This is a genomic window from Candidatus Desulfatibia sp., assembly GCF_036446775.1.
Taxonomy (GTDB): domain Bacteria; phylum Desulfobacterota; class Desulfobacteria; order Desulfobacterales; family UBA11574; genus Desulfatibia_A.
On record NZ_JAZFTO010000127.1, the window covers coordinates 1 to 16,840 of the forward strand.

Annotated in this window: 13 protein-coding genes; 10 read left to right on the plus strand and 3 right to left on the minus strand. The window is 45.7% G+C overall.

Annotated features, from left to right (window positions below; translation table 11 throughout):
- A partial coding sequence (locus V3S16_RS06010; protein ID WP_413883767.1) for a hypothetical protein occupies nucleotides 1-388 on the plus strand: 388 nt, incomplete at its 5' end.
- A gap of 78 nt (nucleotides 389-466) precedes the next feature.
- Here the strand turns inward: V3S16_RS06010 and V3S16_RS06015 are convergent.
- From V3S16_RS06015 to ppdK, 3 genes are all read right to left on the minus strand, one after another.
- Nucleotides 467-910, minus strand: coding sequence for an Hsp20 family protein (locus V3S16_RS06015; RefSeq protein ID WP_413883768.1), 444 nt, complete (start codon nucleotides 908-910; stop codon nucleotides 467-469).
- Between the two features lie 426 nt (nucleotides 911-1,336).
- Nucleotides 1,337-1,798 (minus strand): phosphohistidine phosphatase SixA, encoded by a 462-nt coding sequence (sixA, locus tag V3S16_RS06020; RefSeq protein WP_413883769.1) that lies wholly within the window; start codon nucleotides 1,796-1,798, stop codon nucleotides 1,337-1,339.
- Between the two features lie 68 nt (nucleotides 1,799-1,866).
- Nucleotides 1,867-4,602, minus strand: a complete 2,736-nt coding sequence (ppdK, locus tag V3S16_RS06025; RefSeq protein WP_413883770.1) for a pyruvate, phosphate dikinase — start codon at nucleotides 4,600-4,602, stop codon at nucleotides 1,867-1,869.
- A 707-nt stretch (nucleotides 4,603-5,309) separates the two neighbouring features.
- On the opposite strand from ppdK, the gene V3S16_RS06030 reads away from it, so the two are divergent.
- From V3S16_RS06030 to V3S16_RS06070, 9 genes are all read left to right on the plus strand, one after another.
- Nucleotides 5,310-6,734: a 1-acyl-sn-glycerol-3-phosphate acyltransferase gene (locus V3S16_RS06030; RefSeq protein WP_413883771.1), complete on the plus strand. Its 1,425-nt coding sequence runs from the start codon at nucleotides 5,310-5,312 to the stop codon at nucleotides 6,732-6,734.
- A 144-nt stretch (nucleotides 6,735-6,878) separates the two neighbouring features.
- The gene (locus tag V3S16_RS06035; RefSeq protein WP_413883772.1) at nucleotides 6,879-7,550 is read left to right on the plus strand and encodes a nitroreductase family protein; all 672 of its coding nucleotides are present in this window, start codon (nucleotides 6,879-6,881) and stop codon (nucleotides 7,548-7,550) included.
- A 453-nt stretch (nucleotides 7,551-8,003) separates the two neighbouring features.
- Nucleotides 8,004-8,240 carry a hypothetical protein gene (locus V3S16_RS06040; protein ID WP_413883773.1) on the plus strand — a complete coding sequence of 79 codons (237 nt, stop codon included), beginning with the start codon at nucleotides 8,004-8,006 and terminating at the stop codon, nucleotides 8,238-8,240.
- Between the two features lie 55 nt (nucleotides 8,241-8,295).
- Entirely contained in the window at nucleotides 8,296-10,356 is a 2,061-nt protein-coding gene (locus V3S16_RS06045) for a serine protein kinase PrkA (RefSeq protein WP_413883774.1), read from the plus strand.
- Nucleotides 10,357-10,370: 14 nt separating this feature from the next.
- Nucleotides 10,371-11,765, plus strand: a complete 1,395-nt coding sequence (locus V3S16_RS06050) for a DUF444 family protein (RefSeq protein WP_413883775.1) — start codon at nucleotides 10,371-10,373, stop codon at nucleotides 11,763-11,765.
- Nucleotides 11,766-11,861: 96 nt separating this feature from the next.
- Nucleotides 11,862-13,517, plus strand: a complete 1,656-nt coding sequence (locus V3S16_RS06055) for a SpoVR family protein (protein ID WP_413883776.1) — start codon at nucleotides 11,862-11,864, stop codon at nucleotides 13,515-13,517.
- Nucleotides 13,457-15,817 (plus strand): serine protein kinase PrkA, encoded by a 2,361-nt coding sequence (locus V3S16_RS06060; protein ID WP_413883777.1) that lies wholly within the window; start codon nucleotides 13,457-13,459, stop codon nucleotides 15,815-15,817. Before V3S16_RS06055 ends, V3S16_RS06060 begins: the two co-directional genes overlap by 61 nt.
- A 133-nt stretch (nucleotides 15,818-15,950) precedes the next feature.
- Nucleotides 15,951-16,637 carry a response regulator gene (locus tag V3S16_RS06065; RefSeq protein WP_413883778.1) on the plus strand — a complete coding sequence of 229 codons (687 nt, stop codon included), beginning with the start codon at nucleotides 15,951-15,953 and terminating at the stop codon, nucleotides 16,635-16,637.
- On the plus strand, nucleotides 16,624-16,803 hold the full coding sequence (locus V3S16_RS06070; RefSeq protein WP_413883779.1) for a hypothetical protein: 180 nt from the start codon (nucleotides 16,624-16,626) through the stop codon (nucleotides 16,801-16,803). Before V3S16_RS06065 ends, V3S16_RS06070 begins: the two co-directional genes overlap by 14 nt.
- Nucleotides 16,804-16,840 lie beyond the last annotated feature (37 nt).

The following is a 16,840-nucleotide window of genomic DNA, read 5'->3' on the forward strand; positions in this document are numbered from 1 at the left end:
TACCTTCCTTTATGGCATAGAGCATACCGGTGTTATTAGAAAATATAACCTTCTTGGTTTGGAGCTGAAAAACAATAATGATTCTTTCTGGAACGCGAGAGCGGGGGTTGGTGTTTATCCAGCAACAACCAACTTTGATTACCGGGGTAATTTGCATGGGACTTTGGGCTATACTTTTAGCATGGAAAGGATAATTCCATACTTAGATTTCTCAGGGCGGTATCTGCAGGGAGGCAGTTCCGAGGTCGGTCATGCCATTGAAGCAGGGCTGCAAATCCCGGGCAAGACGGGCGTCTTTAGTCTATATTTTCGATTGCAGGATGATTTCGATATTTTTAGATATGGCCAAGGAGCACAAAAACTGCTTGGAATAAGATTAACCTTTTAGTTTCCGTTTAAATAAATAATGAAGGGGTGGCCCAATGAGCCACCCCATGGTTAGGGAATAAGAATGAAGAAACCCGGGCTAATGGATCGTAATCTGTTTGGGCTGTTGCTCTTTGGGTTTGGGGATGTTAATTTTCAGCACCCCGTCTTTGAATTCAGCCTGAATCTGATCCGAATCAACTTCCGCCGGCATCGTGAAGGCGCGGCAGAATTTTCCATAACTTCTTTCCCGGCGATAATAATTTTCCTCTTTGGCTTCATTTTCAACAGAACGTTCACCTTGCACCGTCAACACCCGGTTTTTTAAATCAATGGTGATATCGTCTTTGCTCAAGCCCGGAAGATCAGCCTTGATGATGACCTTGTCATCATTGTCGTATATATCGACCACAGGATTCCAGTGTTGCAGGGACAAATCGTCATACGCGCTGTTCTCGCGGAAAAAGGAACCGTCGAAAATTCGATTGATGCGGTTCTGTAAAGTTGCCATCTCCCTCCAGGGAGTCCATTTTATTAGTTGCATAGCAATTACCTCCTTTTATTTTTTATCTATGTAATACTTCCCGTTACGATAAATACTAAGCATGTTTAATTGTATGTCAAGACAATCCCCAGCAATTATAATTATATTACTTTATTGGCAGTCTGGTTTGGAGTAATGCAATAAGAGGAGGGGCCGGCAATTGTTTAACCAATTGAGTTTATAATAAAATTAGCATAAAGTATATATCAAAGAGCCTTAATTATCAATCAGCCGGGCTGATTTAATACCAGGAGCACAAAAAAAGATCGCGGATATTATTGAAAAACAAACCGGCTGTGAACAGGCAGGCTAGATCGGGCATACGGCAATTTTCTACCGCCGGCATGCCGATCCGCAGAAACGCAAAATTAAAATACCAATAACCAATAACGATTAACCTATAACGCCCCATCGAGTTAAACTCGATTAGGCAATATGGGGCATCAGGGTCCATTTAATTACCCAGGACCGGCTGTCGGGATCCATATCCAGACAAACGAGACCGCTGTTCTGGAATTTGAAAACGGGCTTTTCGATCGATCCGGTTATCAGATAAGCGGTCAGCCTTTCCATGAAGGGCAAATGACCCACAAACATGCGGTTTTCGGTGCTGTCGATGGTGCCGGCAAAATCAGCTACATCGTCTAAAGGGCTTAATCCGCTGCGCTCGTCAATACCACCCCCAGGTTCCAGGGCCTTTGCAAAAATCTCGGCGGTCTGGCGCGCCCTGGTCTTGCCGCTGTGAGTAATACCTGCCACCGGCACTTTGTATCCTTTGGCCACCTCGGCGATACCCTCCGTCTCGGCGATGCCTTCTGCTGCGAGGCCCTTTTGCGGATCTTTGTCTTTGGGTAGGCTTTTGCCGTGCTGTACAAGAAAAAGTGTCATGATACCACCCTCCTTAAAATAAAAATCCCGGTCCCGCTTAAGCGAGACCGGGACCTTTAACATACGGGTTAATCTTTTATTTTATCGCGCAGTGCTGCATGGGCCGCAGCCAGCCGGGCAACCGGCACACGGAAAGGCGAACAGGAAACATACGTCAAGTCTAATTCGTGGCACAGCTGAATCGATTCAGGATCGCCCCCATGTTCGCCGCAGATTCCGCATTCCATGTCCGGACGGACGGCGCGTCCTTTTTTAACCGCCATCTCCATCAAAAATCCCACACCGTCACGGTCGATCACGGCAAAGGGATTCTCCGGCAGAATTTCTCTTTCCAAGTATTCGATCAAAAAGCTTGCTTCGGCATCGTCTCGGGAAATTCCAAAGGTGGTCTGGGTTAAGTCATTGGTCCCAAACGATATAAACTGGGCATATTCGGCAATCTGATCACAGGTTATTGCCGCCCGCGGGATTTCGATCATGGTTCCGAATTTATAATGCGGCTCGATGCCCTGTTCCTCCATGACCTTTTTGGCTTCAGCCTCCAGGACTTCCTGCTGGACCTTGAGTTCGTTGACGTGGCTGGTCAGGGGAATCATTATTTCGGGATGTACGTCCACGCCCTCTTTGGCTACCGTGCAGGCTGCTTCAAAAATGGCGCGTACCTGCATGGTTGTCAGCTCCGGGATGTGAATGGCCAGGCGTACGCCGCGCATGCCCAGCATCGGGTTGGTCTCGTGCAGGCTCTCAACCCGTTTGAGAATCAGCTCTTTATCTTCAATCTGCTTTTGCAGTTTGTCAATTTCCTCAGGGGCCCCGGCGTCTTTGAGCTGGAGTTTCAGATCGCACAATTCACGCAGCAAATCACTTTCAGAGGGTAAAAATTCATTCAAAGGCGGATCGATCAGGCGAATGATTACCGGCAGGCCGTCCATGACCCGGAAAAGACCGGCAAAGTCTTCGCGCTGAAAGGGCAGCAGCGCATCCAGGGCCTCCTTGCGTTCATCGGCATTGTCGGTCATGATCATTTTTTGCACGAACGGCATGCGTTCGGCCTCAAAGAACATGTGTTCCGTGCGGCAGAGGCCGATGCCCTCGGCACCGTACTTGAGCGCCCGCTGGGCATCCGCCGGATAATCGGCGTTGGCCCAGACACCTAACTTGCGGAATTCATCGGCCCAGGAGAGCAGCTTCATCAACTCCGGGTCTTCAAATTCGGGTACTTCCGTGGGAAGTTTGCCGGTATAAAGTTCACCCTCGGTGCCGTCGATAGAAATCCACTCCCCCTCTTTGATAACCAGGCCACCTACGCTGATCTGGCGTTTGTCTAAATCGATTTCGAGAGCCGACATACCGACCACGGCCGGTTTGCCGAACTGGCGGGCTACAAGCGCGGCATGGCTGGTACGTCCACCCCGGCTGGTGAGGATGCCCTGGGCCGCCAGCATGCCGTGCACGTCGTCCGGACGGGTTTCAGGACGCACCATGATGACGTCCCTGCCTTCCTCTTTGGCCCATTTTTCGGCCAGATCGGCGTCGAGGGCGACGACACCAAAAGCCGCACCGGGCGAAACATTAAGTCCGCTACCCAGCATATCGCCCTTAGCTTTGGCCGCTTTAACGGCCTCACGGTCAAATTGCGGATGCAGGAAAAAATCGATTTGTGCAGGCGTAACCCGCATGACCGCTTCTTCGCGCGTAATCATACCCTCTTCGACCATTTCGACCGCAATACGCACAGCAGCCTGGGCCGTACGTTTGCCGTCGCGAGTCTGCAGCATCCATAGCTTATTCTTTTCAATCGTAAACTCGACATCCTGCATTTCACGATAGTGTTTTTCAAGCTTTTGGCAGATTTGTTCGAATTCGCCATAAGCTGCCGGCATCTCTTCTTTGAGTTTATTAATGTCTTCCGTCAGGCGAATGCCGGCGACCACGTCTTCACCCTGGGCATTCATAAGATAATCACCTTCAATACGGTGCTCACCGGTGGTGCCGTTGCGCGTCAGAGCGACACCGGTCGCGCTGTCATTACCCAGGTTGCCGAAGACCATGGTCTGTATGTTGACGGCCGTACCCAGGTCATGGGCGATACCGGCGGCATTGCGATAGTCCACGGCGCGTTTACCGAACCAGCTTTTAAAAACAGCTGCGGTAGCCAGATTCAGCTGCTCATAGGGATCGGTTGGGAAATCGCGGCCGGTATGGCGTTTGAAAATCGCTTTGAATTCTTCCGCCACCGCCTTCCAGTCCTCTGCATTCAATTCGGTGTCGGTTTCAACGCCTGCTTTGGCACGAGCCTCGGTGAGCACCTCTTCAAAATCCTCGCCGGGTGCCAACATAACGACACTACCGAACATTTGTATTAAGCGGCGATAAAGATCATACACAAAGCGTTCATCACCGGTCAATGCGATCATACCTTTGATGGTTTCGTCGTTCAAACCGATATTTAGTACGGTATCCATCATGCCGGGCATGGAAAATTTAGCCCCGCTGCGGCATGAAACCAAAAGCGGGTTCTGCGGGTCACCGAATTTTTTTCCGGTTTTGGTTTCAACTGTTTTCAAGGATTCCAGCATCTGTTCATTTAACCCTTCAGGATAGGTTTCGCCGGCATCAAGATAAGCGTTACAGGCTTCTGTGGTAACAGTATAGCCGGGCGGCACCGGCACGCCGATACGTTCCATTTCCGCCAGGTTGGCCCCCTTACCGCCGAGCAGCCCCCGTACTTTTTCCCAATCACCGCCGACATATTCCTCAGCCTTAGCAACTTCATCAAAGAAGTATACCCACTTTTTAGACATTTAGTCCTCCTTACGATTTAAACTGCATCCAATTAAACTGCATCCAAAAATTATTGCCGATGTATTATTTCCTGTAAAAAATCACTCAACGTAGGTAACAAATAGTTTGTCTTATCCATATTTTATCAGCACAAATGGGCTGGTACGGCCTTACCAAAAAAGTTAAGGAAATTAGGCCTGTATAGAATGTCAGCGATTGTTAACAGCGCAGGAAGAAATCGCCAAGCATATCTTAATTGATAGTTCCGTAAAAAGTAAAACGTGAAAAGTCTATCTGTTGTGTAATATTGCCTCTTAATGTACTAAATGTAGTCGTTTTACATTTCACGTTTCACTTTTTACAAATTTATCTTAATTGGTAATATCAAAAAAAATCAGTAACATCAGGGTACAGTAAGCAAGGAAAAGAGCGCTCTATGAGGCCGATCTGCAACCTTGCTGAATGCCCATAAGGAAATGAACAACCAATATTTTCTTGACCAGGTTTTTTATAAGCAAAAGTAGCCCGTATGTCAATGAAATTTGTTAGCCAAGATCTCAAAACAGCTGCTTGCTGATACCGGCAAAATTATTAGACCTGAATCGAGCGTTTCAAATAGTGGCAGAGTAAGAGAATTTCCTTGACAGTATCTTGACGAACCATTAAGTATCTAAATTATTAAGGAAATATCCTGGACGGCTTTTTAAAAACATTTTAAGTGTGGTTCATGACTGGTCAAATTACAATATCGATCTGGTTTTTTTTATTTTTGGTTATAATCAGCGCTCTGGCAGTTTTGGATCGTATTTTTATTCCCAGTGTGCGCTGGTTTTTACGACGGCGCATTAACCGTGTCATCGATGAAATCGGCAGCCGGTTAGACATTGAAATCAAACCATTCCAGCTTACCAAGCGGCAAGTGTTAGTCGAGCGACTGGTTTACGATCCTAAAGTCATTGCAGCGATACAAACTTATGCGCAAAAAGAAGCGACGCCGCGTGAAGTTGTGCAGGCAAAAGTTTTACGCTATGCCAAGGAAATTGTACCCTCCTTTAATGCCTATCTTTATTTTCGCCTGGGTTACTGGCTGGCAAAAAAAATTGCCCGCCGTCTTTACATGGTACATGTCGTCCTGACAGATGATGCGCAGCTGAACGCTGTTTATCCCGATGCAACCGTTGTATTCGTGATGAACCACCGCAGCAATATGGACTATATTCTGGTGGCATTTCTGGCCGCAGAACGTACGACCCTGTCTTATGCCGTTGGCGAATGGGCCAAGATATGGCCTTTACAAACCTTGATCAAGGCCATGGGAGCTTATTTTGTGCGCCGCCGTTCCAGAGATCCACTGTATCGTTTGGTGCTTGAACGCTATGTCCATATGGCGACCAAAGAGGGTGTTTGCCAGGCTGTTTTTTTAGAAGGAAGACTAAGCCGCGATGGCCGATTGCAGCCACCGAAATTGGGTCTGATCGATTATATGCTGCGCAGTTTTGAATTGGAAAAAGATCGAGATATTATTTTTATTCCCGTTGGGATTAACTATGACAGAACATTGGAAGACCGCAGCTTGGTACGTGCGCTGGATCCTGAGGCCGAAAAGCGCAGCCTTTGGTTTGTAGTAAAAACCACCAGCTGGTTTATTTGGCGCAGTATAGTATTAATGATTAGCAGTCGATGGCAAAGGTATGGTTATGCCTGTGTCAACTTTGGCCCGCATGTTTCCGCGCGTCAATTTTGTCGGCAGAACCGAGTGAATCTCAGTGAAGTTGACCGCGAAACACGTTTTGGTTATGTTGAAAAACTTTGCAAACAGCTGATGAATTCCATCGAGCAGGTTATCCCGATTCTTCCGGTGTCTCTGGTGTCCATGGTTATGCTGGAATCTGTCGAACAACCGCTGAGCGCTTTTGAGGTGGAAGCGCACGTGCATGATTTGATTGATGTCCTTGAAGCCCGAGGTGCAACCGTGCATGTTTCCGGAAGATCCCGGGCGCAAAACATCTTGACGGCATTAAACACGCTTAGATTGCGACGCATTGTGATTGAATCGGAGGGGTTGTACAGGGCTGACCCCAAACATATTGACGTTTTGACCTATTACGCCAATGCCATCGTTTATTGGCGGCAAATCCCCAACCCGAATTAAAAACATTTGCCACCAAGGCACAAAGACACAAATATCAGTTATCAGTTATCGGTTATCAGTTTTCCTTACTGATTACTTCTTACTGATGACTGCTCACCCTTGATTGCCTTGGTGCCTTAGCGGCAATAAAAAAGGAGTGGTTTTATGAATGTCGTTGAAGCCATAAAAACTCGCAAAAGCATCAGGGACTTTAAACCCGATCCTGTCAGCAAAAAAACTTTAAAGGAAATCCTGAAGATTGCCTGCCGCACTCCCTCTGCATCCAACGCCCAGCCGTGGCAGTTTACCGTCATCGCCGGAGATGTGCTTGAAAATATCAGGACGGCTACCATTGAAAAGTTGCAAGCCGGCCATCCCTTCAGCCCTGAATGGGAAGTCGATGAATGGCCTCCCGGCAGCGTATATCGCCGGCGCCAGGTGGAAATCGCCAAACAGCTTTTTAAGCTCATGAATATACCCAGAGAGGACCAACAAAAAAGAATAGCATGGATAGAGCGCGGATTCCGTTACTTTAATGCACCGGCGGTCATCATTATCACAAGTGACCGGTCGCTGCCGGAAACAAGGCCGCTGCTTGATATCGGGGGTGTAATGCAGACCATTTGTCTTGCCGCCCTGGCATTCGGCCTGGGAACCTGTATCCAGAACCAGGGGGTAATGTACCCGGATATATTGAGAAAATTTGCACAAATTCCTGCGTCCCAGCGGATCATCGTTGCCATCGCCATGGGCTATCCCAACTGGGATTTTGCGGCCAACCAGGTTGCCAGTACCCGTGAGGCTGTGGAAAACATTACAACCTGGTGCGGCTTTTGATTTGAACCGTCATGATATTGGCACACGGCCCGCATTCACACAGCTAAAACCTATTCTACAAACTCCTGAATTTATTTTTTATTCTTCATTTACAGCCATAATGAAAGACATATTTTTGACAATTACCATCACAGGCAACAAGCCCTATATTTTACCTTCTCACTAAGCAAACCTTATCATTTGTAAGACTGCAATACACCTTCAAACCATCGATATTACAGAGCCTTTTGTTTTGACGTTTATTCAGGTCTATCCAAATTATTAAGCTTGGCACCTTTTTTGCTTATATAGTTATAAAACGGCAAAAACCAGATAAAAACCAAATACGCTTGTATTTTTCCGGTTGGTTTCCCGCCTGCCCGGCAGCGTTATCTTAGCCGGCATTTTTTAGGCGGCGAAACTTAGGATAGCCAAAATGATCCGGCAAGCGCTGAAAATAGAGGGAAGCAAAGCATGTCAAATAAGATACCAATAAAAACAGAAGAGACCAACCAAGAAGTTTTGGCAAGAATCATCAAGGCAACGGCAAAAAAATTCAACTGCAATTTGGTTATCGATTTCAGCAACGGCAACCGCACGGTTGAGTTTACTGGTGATGAAGCTTGCAAGCCTCTTATCGTAGAGGAGCTCAAAAACATTCTTAACTACGACAAAAATGATAAAAGTATTAAAATAAAAACACGCATTTGAGAAATCAGGGGAGTTTTTCATCGCTTCCCATAACGCACGGAAAGGAGCGTAAAAAATGGCTAACAAGAGTAATCAGGCGCTTCAAAATCATCTGGTTGCTGTTAAAGAGGGGAAGCGATGCTTTGAAAATGCTTTCCAGGGCGTTTCCAGGATGATTCTGGAGAGTGATATTGAAAAAGTCACGGTCAAAGGTAAAACAACCTACACGTTCGAGATTTTCAACACGGGGAAAAAACATATCATCGGCATGTATGAAGAAATCAACAGTTTCGTTTCGTTTGTCAAAGATGCGGCCGAGAACGGCTCATCCAAAGAAATGGCCTACGTCCTCGTTGGGGAGCCTGGAAACGGTAAAACGTTTTTTGTTGATTTTCTTTGCACCAAATATCGTCAATTTTTATCCCGGGATAAAAACCGCAAGTACACCTTCAGGTTCAACGACTTAAACAAGCTTCAAGGTTACGGGAAAATTACTTACGTTGAATCCCAAACTTTTGAGGATCCCGTGATCCTGGCTATGAACCTCTTTGACGATCTTAAGGACAGTAAAACCTATCTGGCGAAACAGATTGGTTTTTCAGACCAAGAAATCGAAACTCTTTATGAAAACTACCGTCCATTGGGTGCCTGCAGCGGATACATTTGGAACGGTATCCGCGATTACGCCGACGGCAACATTGCAAAGATGCTTGATTTTATTGGAATTGTCCCGGTACCGTTGACGGAAAGTCTGGGAACCATAACCGGAAAGTACCCGGCCAAAGACAAAATCACTTCCTCAGCCGTTGATCTGCATGGGGAAGAGTCTATCCAGCGACTGCTTCACATTACCGATACCAGCAATCCGTATCGTTTTGATTTAAGGCGCGGCGCACTGGCACGGGTTGCCGGCGGCGGCATTCATTTCAGTGATGAAATATTTAAAAATAAAAAAGACCTGGTCCAGGTGTATCTGGGCGTCATCCAAAACCGCAATATCGAAATTGACGGCTTCAAATGGCCCATCGACACCCTGATCATCGCCACCAGCAACAACTCCGAGTTTAACCGCTTTTTAGCCGAAAAAGAGGAAGCGCCAATTGTGGACCGGTGCCGCATTTGCTACGTCTCGCACAACACGGACTACAAGCTGCAGAAATATCTGACAACATATGCCATTGGAAGTGATAACAAAACCACGCTCAACAAGGAGGTCCTGCACAAAGATCCCAACTTGAATTATGCGGCATCGGTGGCGGTGGTTCTGACCCGTTTGCCTACTTCCGAAAAGCTGACAGCGATTGAAACCATGAAATTGGCTGCCGGTGAAGTCGCCGGCGAGAAGAGCATCAAAACCTTGGCCGAAGTCATCGACACGCTCAACCACGAACCGGACATCACCAAGCGTTTTGGCCAAAAGGGCATGGGACAACGCAACCTGGGACGAGCTATCCAGCTTTTGATTGAAAGCTCCGAAACCAATGAAGGACAATGCATGTTCGCCTATGACATCTTTAAAACCCTTGAACGGATTGTCCTGGACTACGTTACCGATGCCAATGACAGGGCTAAGTTCTTAGAAGATCTTAAAACCGCCAGAGGCCTGTACCGCGAAAGGGTCATGACCGAAATGTTTAACGCCTATATGGATGAGCCGCTGGCCATCCGCAAAGACGTGATGAACTATGTCAACATGATCATCGGTATTGATGCCGAAAACCTGGGGCCGGACAAGATGTGGAAATACAAAGACCCCCAGACCGGTGAACTCCAGGCCATGAGAATCGATGAACGCTACATCAAAAGCATTGAAGAACGCCTGGGGCTCAAGACGCAGGAGAAGCGCGAAACCTTCAGAACTTCTATTCGCAAAATATACGGCCAGAAAATCTCTGTCGATCCCAATTACGATTTCATGGACAATCTGGAACTGGTCAAAGCGGTCACCGACGTTCGGCTCAAGTCCGACATTGCCGGATCCGGAAGTCTCATCGGAGCTTTGGCAAATCGTACCAATGAAGAAAATCAGAAGCTGTATGATCGTATGATCGACACCATGTTGACCAAGCTCAATTACTGTAAAACCTGTGCCCAAAAAACCATCGAGTATTTCTGCACGCAGGAGGATGGAAAATAACACGTAACACGAACATGGATTCTGAACTGTTAAAACTTTATCGCCAGATTAAAAAAAGAGGCCTGACGCCACGACAGGAGCAAAAAATCCTGGCCGAACTGGAGGGCGATCACTCCCATGACGCGCCCCAGGCGGTTGCGCGTATCAAAGCTGCCGGAAGCGATGCGTTTGACCGTGCTTCGGATAATATCTACGCGTGCAACGATCCTTTCGTATTGCAGGGCATCCATGCTCCTCAAAGCACTTATATTACCTGTCTGCGCAGCGTCGACGAATTGCTGGAGCGTGACAAGAAAAGAGAGGACGATGGGTTTCCGCGCAAGATACGAATCGGACGGATGATCAAACCGGGCAAAGGGGCCAAAGATAAGGTCGTGGTGGTTCCCACCACGGTGGAAGAAAAATTTATTCATGACCAGACTTTGCAACCCTTCGAAGAAGAGCAGGCCGGCGGATCAGGAGAAGGCGAAGAGGGTGAAACCATCGGCGAAGAGCCGATTCGTCCCCCGGATGGGACGCCAGGGGCTGGGCCGGGCGAAGGCGACGATGGCCAGCATGAAATGGAGTCCAATGCCTATGATATGGGCAAGATCCTTACGGAGCAGTTCGAACTCCCCAATCTCAAAGACAAGGGCAAAAAGCGTTCCCTCACCCGTTATATCTATGACATGACCGACAAACATCGGGGGTTTGGCCAGATTATCGATAAAAAAGCTACCCTGCGCAAAATTATTGAAACCAATATCGCCCTGGGGAATCTGCCCGATGTCGGCAATATCGACCCCACCGGCTTTATTATCTCACCCAAAGATAAAATCTATCGCATCCTCTCCCGTGAAAAGGACTATGAGTCCCAGGCCATGGTCTTTTTCTTAAGAGACTATTCGGGCTCCATGATCGGCAAGGCCACTGAACTTGTGGTGTCCCAGCACGTCTTGATCTACAGCTGGCTGCTGTACCAGTATGCCCGTCAGGTGGAAACCCGTTTTATCGTGCATGATACCAAGGCCAAAGAAGTTAAAGATTTTTATACTTATTATAACTCCAAAGTTGCCGGCGGCACGCAGGTGTCTTCGGCCTATCGTCTGGTCAACGAAATTGTGGAAAAAGAGAACCTGATACAGGATTACAATATTTATATTTTCCACGGGACCGACGGAGACGACTGGGATACCAGCGGAAAAGAGGCTCTTCCGGAGCTGAAAAAGATGCTGGCCTATGCCAACAGAATCGGTATTACGATCGCCGCACACGCCAGCGACTCCGCCAACGACACCGAAGTTGAAAAGTATTTGAGCAAATCAAAGCTGCTGGAAGAAAACCCCAAGCTGCTCCGGCTTGATATCTTGCAGGAAGATTCTGACGAACAGCGGCTTATTGAAGGAATCAAAAAGCTGATCAGCGAATAAAATCGCTGCGCGATTTTATATAAGGCGGCTGCGCCGATGGTGGCCCGGTATAGTAAGTTTTAGTTAATTCGTAGAAACTTGTATTTTAGAAGAGTCATGGAACTGATCAACCAGCATACCAAAAAAATTATGGAAGAGTGTAAAGAAAAAGCACGTGCTGTCGGCTTGCGCTTTGGGGACGAAACCTTAGAGTATATAGTAACCAACCGGGACCTGCTGGAGCTGACCCCCAAAGTGATGATTCCGAATCTTTACGATTACTGGGTTCATGATGTTGAAGTCCTTAAAGAAAAAGGCCGCTATGAACTTTATCCCGGCAACCCGTATGAAACCGTTATTAACACCCGGCCGGCCATCTCTTTTTACAACGACAACAACCCGGACTGGTTGAACGTGATGATTTTTTATCATGTTATTGCCCACATCGATTTTTTTCAAAACAACCTGTACTTTCGCCATACCTGGGACGATGATTTCAACGGGCAGGCCCTGTCGGACAAGCGTTTGATAGCCAAGCTCAGGTCGGAAAAGGGCAGATGGGTAGATTACGTTATTGAGTTTACCCGCGGCATAGATAATTTAGTGGGATATTACGACGAGCTTTCCCGGGTGAATCGCGGATCGACGGCAAACCGGCCCAAACGTCTCGACTACTACTTTGATGTGTTTTTGCAGGATGTTAAAAACATAAAGATCCACGAATATATTAAGGAAATTGAAAGGTACAACGATTGTATGCGTACTCACGGGGACCTGGGAGAGCAATCCTTCTTTGCGGATGCGGTCAAAAAATACCCTGAATTTGAAGCACTTTTTAAAAAACATCTTGAAAAGGGCGCTAAACCAAAATTCGATCTGATTCAGTTTTTAATGGAAAATGCTAATTTCATAAATAAAGATGACAACAAGTGGATGAAATCGGTCATGCAGGTGGTACGCAAAACATCCCTGTTCCTCCAACCGCAGATTCGAACGAAAATCATGAATGAAGGCTGGGCCAGCTATTGGCACGAAAACCTTTTCCTGCCGGATGATCGCATCAAGGGGCACGAGGTCGATTTTGCCCGCGTCAATGCCGTGGTTGCGTCGTTGCCGCGCGTAGGGCTGAACCCTTATGCTCTGGGGCTGCGGCTATTTTACTATATCGAAGAAATAGCCGATAAAGGAAAATATTCTTTGGATTTTCAGCGTTGCTTTGATTTGGACGAACGTAAAAAATTTGATCAGGAAACGGGCAAGGGGCAAGAATTTATTTTTAAAGTTCGTGAAAACTTCTGCGATTCCATGTTGATCGACACATTCGTTGATCAAGATTTTGTCACCAAAAACAAACTGTTTGTAGCCGGTAAAAAATTGAACCCTGAAAAAATGGTTTGGGAGTACTATGTCAAGAGCCGCAAGGCTCAAGACTATCGCCGGATGCTGCGAAACTCCCTCTATCACCCCCCGCACATTGAAGTCGATCCGGAAAAAAGCGTCGACAACAATCTTTACCTTGTGCATCACTTTGAAGAGAAACCCCTGGTGAAAGATTTTATCTTTAATACCATGATGGGGATTGAATATCTCTGGGGCGGACCTGTTCAGTTTGAAACGAATGAGGTTGTTCCGACACCGCAATCTCAGGGGCAAGATGTATTCTTCGGCCATGCCGGCCCTTCGCAAACAGAAGACCAGGAGCCGGAAGTAAAATGGGAGCGGGTGTTGTATACCATGCAAGATCGCAAGCTTTCCAGCAAAAAGCTTTTGTAGGATACGGTATGGAAAATATTAAACTAGCCATGGAGAAGATCGATCGCAGCATGGGCCAGCGGGACCAGCGCGCCACCATCGCCTTTGAGGAATTTCTCAAATCGCTTACCGCCAAGCCATCTGTTGTGCTGCGCAATATTTTCCAGGTGTTTCATGACATGATCAAGACTTATATCGGAGAAGGCGTCAACGAGTACCCCGATGATCCCGAATCGATCGATTTTGTTCGCTACGATTGCAGTCGGCTCTTTGTAGAAGGTTTGGATCACCCCTTTTTCGCCGACCGACTTTTTGCCAACCGGCTGATCAACCTTGTTGATGCCATGAAGCGCGGTGCCCAACAAAATAAGATTTACATTTTTGAAGGTCCCCACGGCAGCGGTAAGAGTACTTTTTTAAACAACCTTTTAACAAAATTTGAAGAGTATACCAATACGGAAGACGGTGCTTGTTACGAAACAGTCTGGAGATTGGACCGTAAAATATTAGGGAGTTCCTCAGAACATGCTACCCTTTCCATGTTTGAAAAATTGCTTCAAATGCAGGAAAAATCGGCCCAGGATCAGCATGAACTCTTTGAATCTCAAACCCATCTGGTTTCAACGCCGGAATACATAGAGGTGCCCTGCCCCAGCCATGATCACCCGGTCTTGATGATTCCCAAGGATTACCGCCGGGCTTTTTTCGATGACCTGTTTAATAATGATGAACTAAAATGGAAACTGTTTACCGAAAAAGAATACGACTGGGTATTCAGCAATAATCCTTGTACGATTTGCAGTTCGCTGTACCAGGCGCTATTGGGCAAGCTGAAGAGTCCCCAGAAAGTCTTTAAGATGCTGTATACAAGATCGTACCCGTTCAACAGGCGCCTCGGAGAAGGCATCAGTGTCTTTAATCCCGGCGATAAACCTTTAAAAGAAAATACAATCAGCAATAACTTTCTCCAAAACCGGTTGAACATGATGCTGCAGGACGGCAATCAGATTAGATATTTATATTCGCGCTATGCCAAAACCAACAACGGCATTTACGCTCTCATGGACATCAAATCCCACAATACCGAGCGATTGATCCAGCTTCATAACATTATCAGTGAAGGCATCCACAAAGTGGAAGATATTGAGGAAAACGTAAACTCTCTTTTTTTGGCGCTGATGAACCCCGAAGACAAAAAAAACATAAAGGAATTCCCTTCCTTCTCAGACCGTATTGAGAATATACAAATTCCGTATGTTCTGGATCTGAATACAGAGGTAGAGATTTACCATAACGTTTTCGGAAAACATATTGGCCAGAGCTTCTTGCCCAGAGTACTGAACAATTTTGCCCGTGTTATTATCGCCTCCCGGCTAAACACCGAGTCACCGGCAATGCTGGAATGGATCGGCGATGCGAACAAATACAAGCTTTATTGTGATGATAACCTGCGGCTTCTCAAAATGGACCTTTATACCGGATACATTCCGGGTTGGCTGACGGAGGAAGATAGAAAACAATTAACGGCGGCACGCAGACGTAAAATCATTGCCGAATCGGAAACCGAAGGCAAGCTTGGCATTTCCGGGCGCGATTCCATTAAAATATTTAATGCGTTTTATTCCAAATATGCCACGGGCGACAAACTCATCAACATGTCAATGTTGAATAACTTTTTCACTAAATCTCGCCGGGAAATCAAAGATTCGATCCCCGAAGGGTTTCTCGATTCACTGCTGCACATGTACAACTACACGGTACTGCAGGAAGTCAAAGAGTCGCTCTACTATTACAACGAGGAACAGATATCCCGGGATATTCAAAACTATCTTTTTGCCGTTAACTTCGAAATAGGAGCCGTCGAAACGTGCAAGTTTACCGGAGAAAAACTGGAAATAACCGAAGCTTTCTTCAAGAATATCGAAACGCGCCTGGTGAGTGAAAAGCTAAATAATCACGATCGCTATCTGTTTAGAAAGAACATCCACCAGGAATATACCTCCCGGACGTTGACCCAGGAGATTTTGCTGGAGGGAAAACCAATAACCGAAACAGATATCTATCACTCACTGCATGAAAGGTATGTTTACAACCTTAAAGAAAAGGTGCTGGAACCTTTCCTTGAAAACGAAAACTTTAGGCGCGCCGTCAAGGACTACGACACCGAAGATTTTAAGACTTACGACAAAAAAATCCGGAACGACGTAACCTTCATGATGAACAATCTTTGTGAAAAATGGAATTATACCGAACAAGGAGCCAAGGAAATCTGCATGTACGTCGTCGACAACGACCTGGCCAATCAATTCAAAAGCAATTGAAAGTTTGAAGTGCTTAAAGTGAGGTAATAGCCGATAGAAAAATATCAAATTTAGTGCAATTATTTTTTTGTAAAAACAATTATGTATCATGTACCACATAATTAAATAAAAAGTGGAAAAGGAGAATATTAAAATGTCTAATAGCGAGATGATTGCTATCAAAGATGTGGTTAATATCTTTAAACTATCGATCGAGACAATAAGGAAATATAAAGATCTTGGCTTTTTTGAGCCCTGCAAAAGGGTAGGGAGAAAAGATTTTTATTACAGGCAAGAAATTCTCAGAAGAATGGATATGATTCAATATTATAAACAAAAGGGAATGAAATTGAGTGATATAAAGAAGAAGATTAATGAGCTACAAGAACAAAAAAGTTTTGAAGATACACTTGAAAATGCTGATGCAAAGAAAATATTAATCATTGAAGACGAAACAGGCTTGATTCAAATTTTAAAAGAATTTTTAATGACTGGCTTTCCAAATAATGTACTAAAAATATTTGATGCAAATGAGGGTCATAAGGGAATCGAGCTTGCAATAAGCATTAAGCCTGATCTTATAATTTTGGATATCGCTTTACCCACTATTTCAGGAATAGAAGTCTATAAAAAATTAGCCAGGCATCCAAACACCCGTCACTCAAAGTTCATCTTTTTTTCAGCCCAAGTAAGGTATGAACCAAAAAATACAATATTTCTTCCGAAACCAATTAGTATGAAAACTTTTTTAGAAAAAGTGCAAAGCATAAAATGCGGCTTAGAAATTCCAACTCAAATCATGGAGAGTTTACAGGAGAATTTTGGTAATGAAGGATCCTGAAGGTAAAAAAATTGTAACCATATTTTTCGTAATTACGGTTTGCGGAGTTTTAATTTTTTCTGTTCTCTGGGGAAGTTTTAAAGGGGAATGGGATGCCCTTGATAGATCTGGTACTCTTATTGGAGTTATTTTTGGTTACCTTCTTAGGCATTATTACGGGACATAAGTTATAATAATATTAAGGACAGTGCGATTAGCTCATG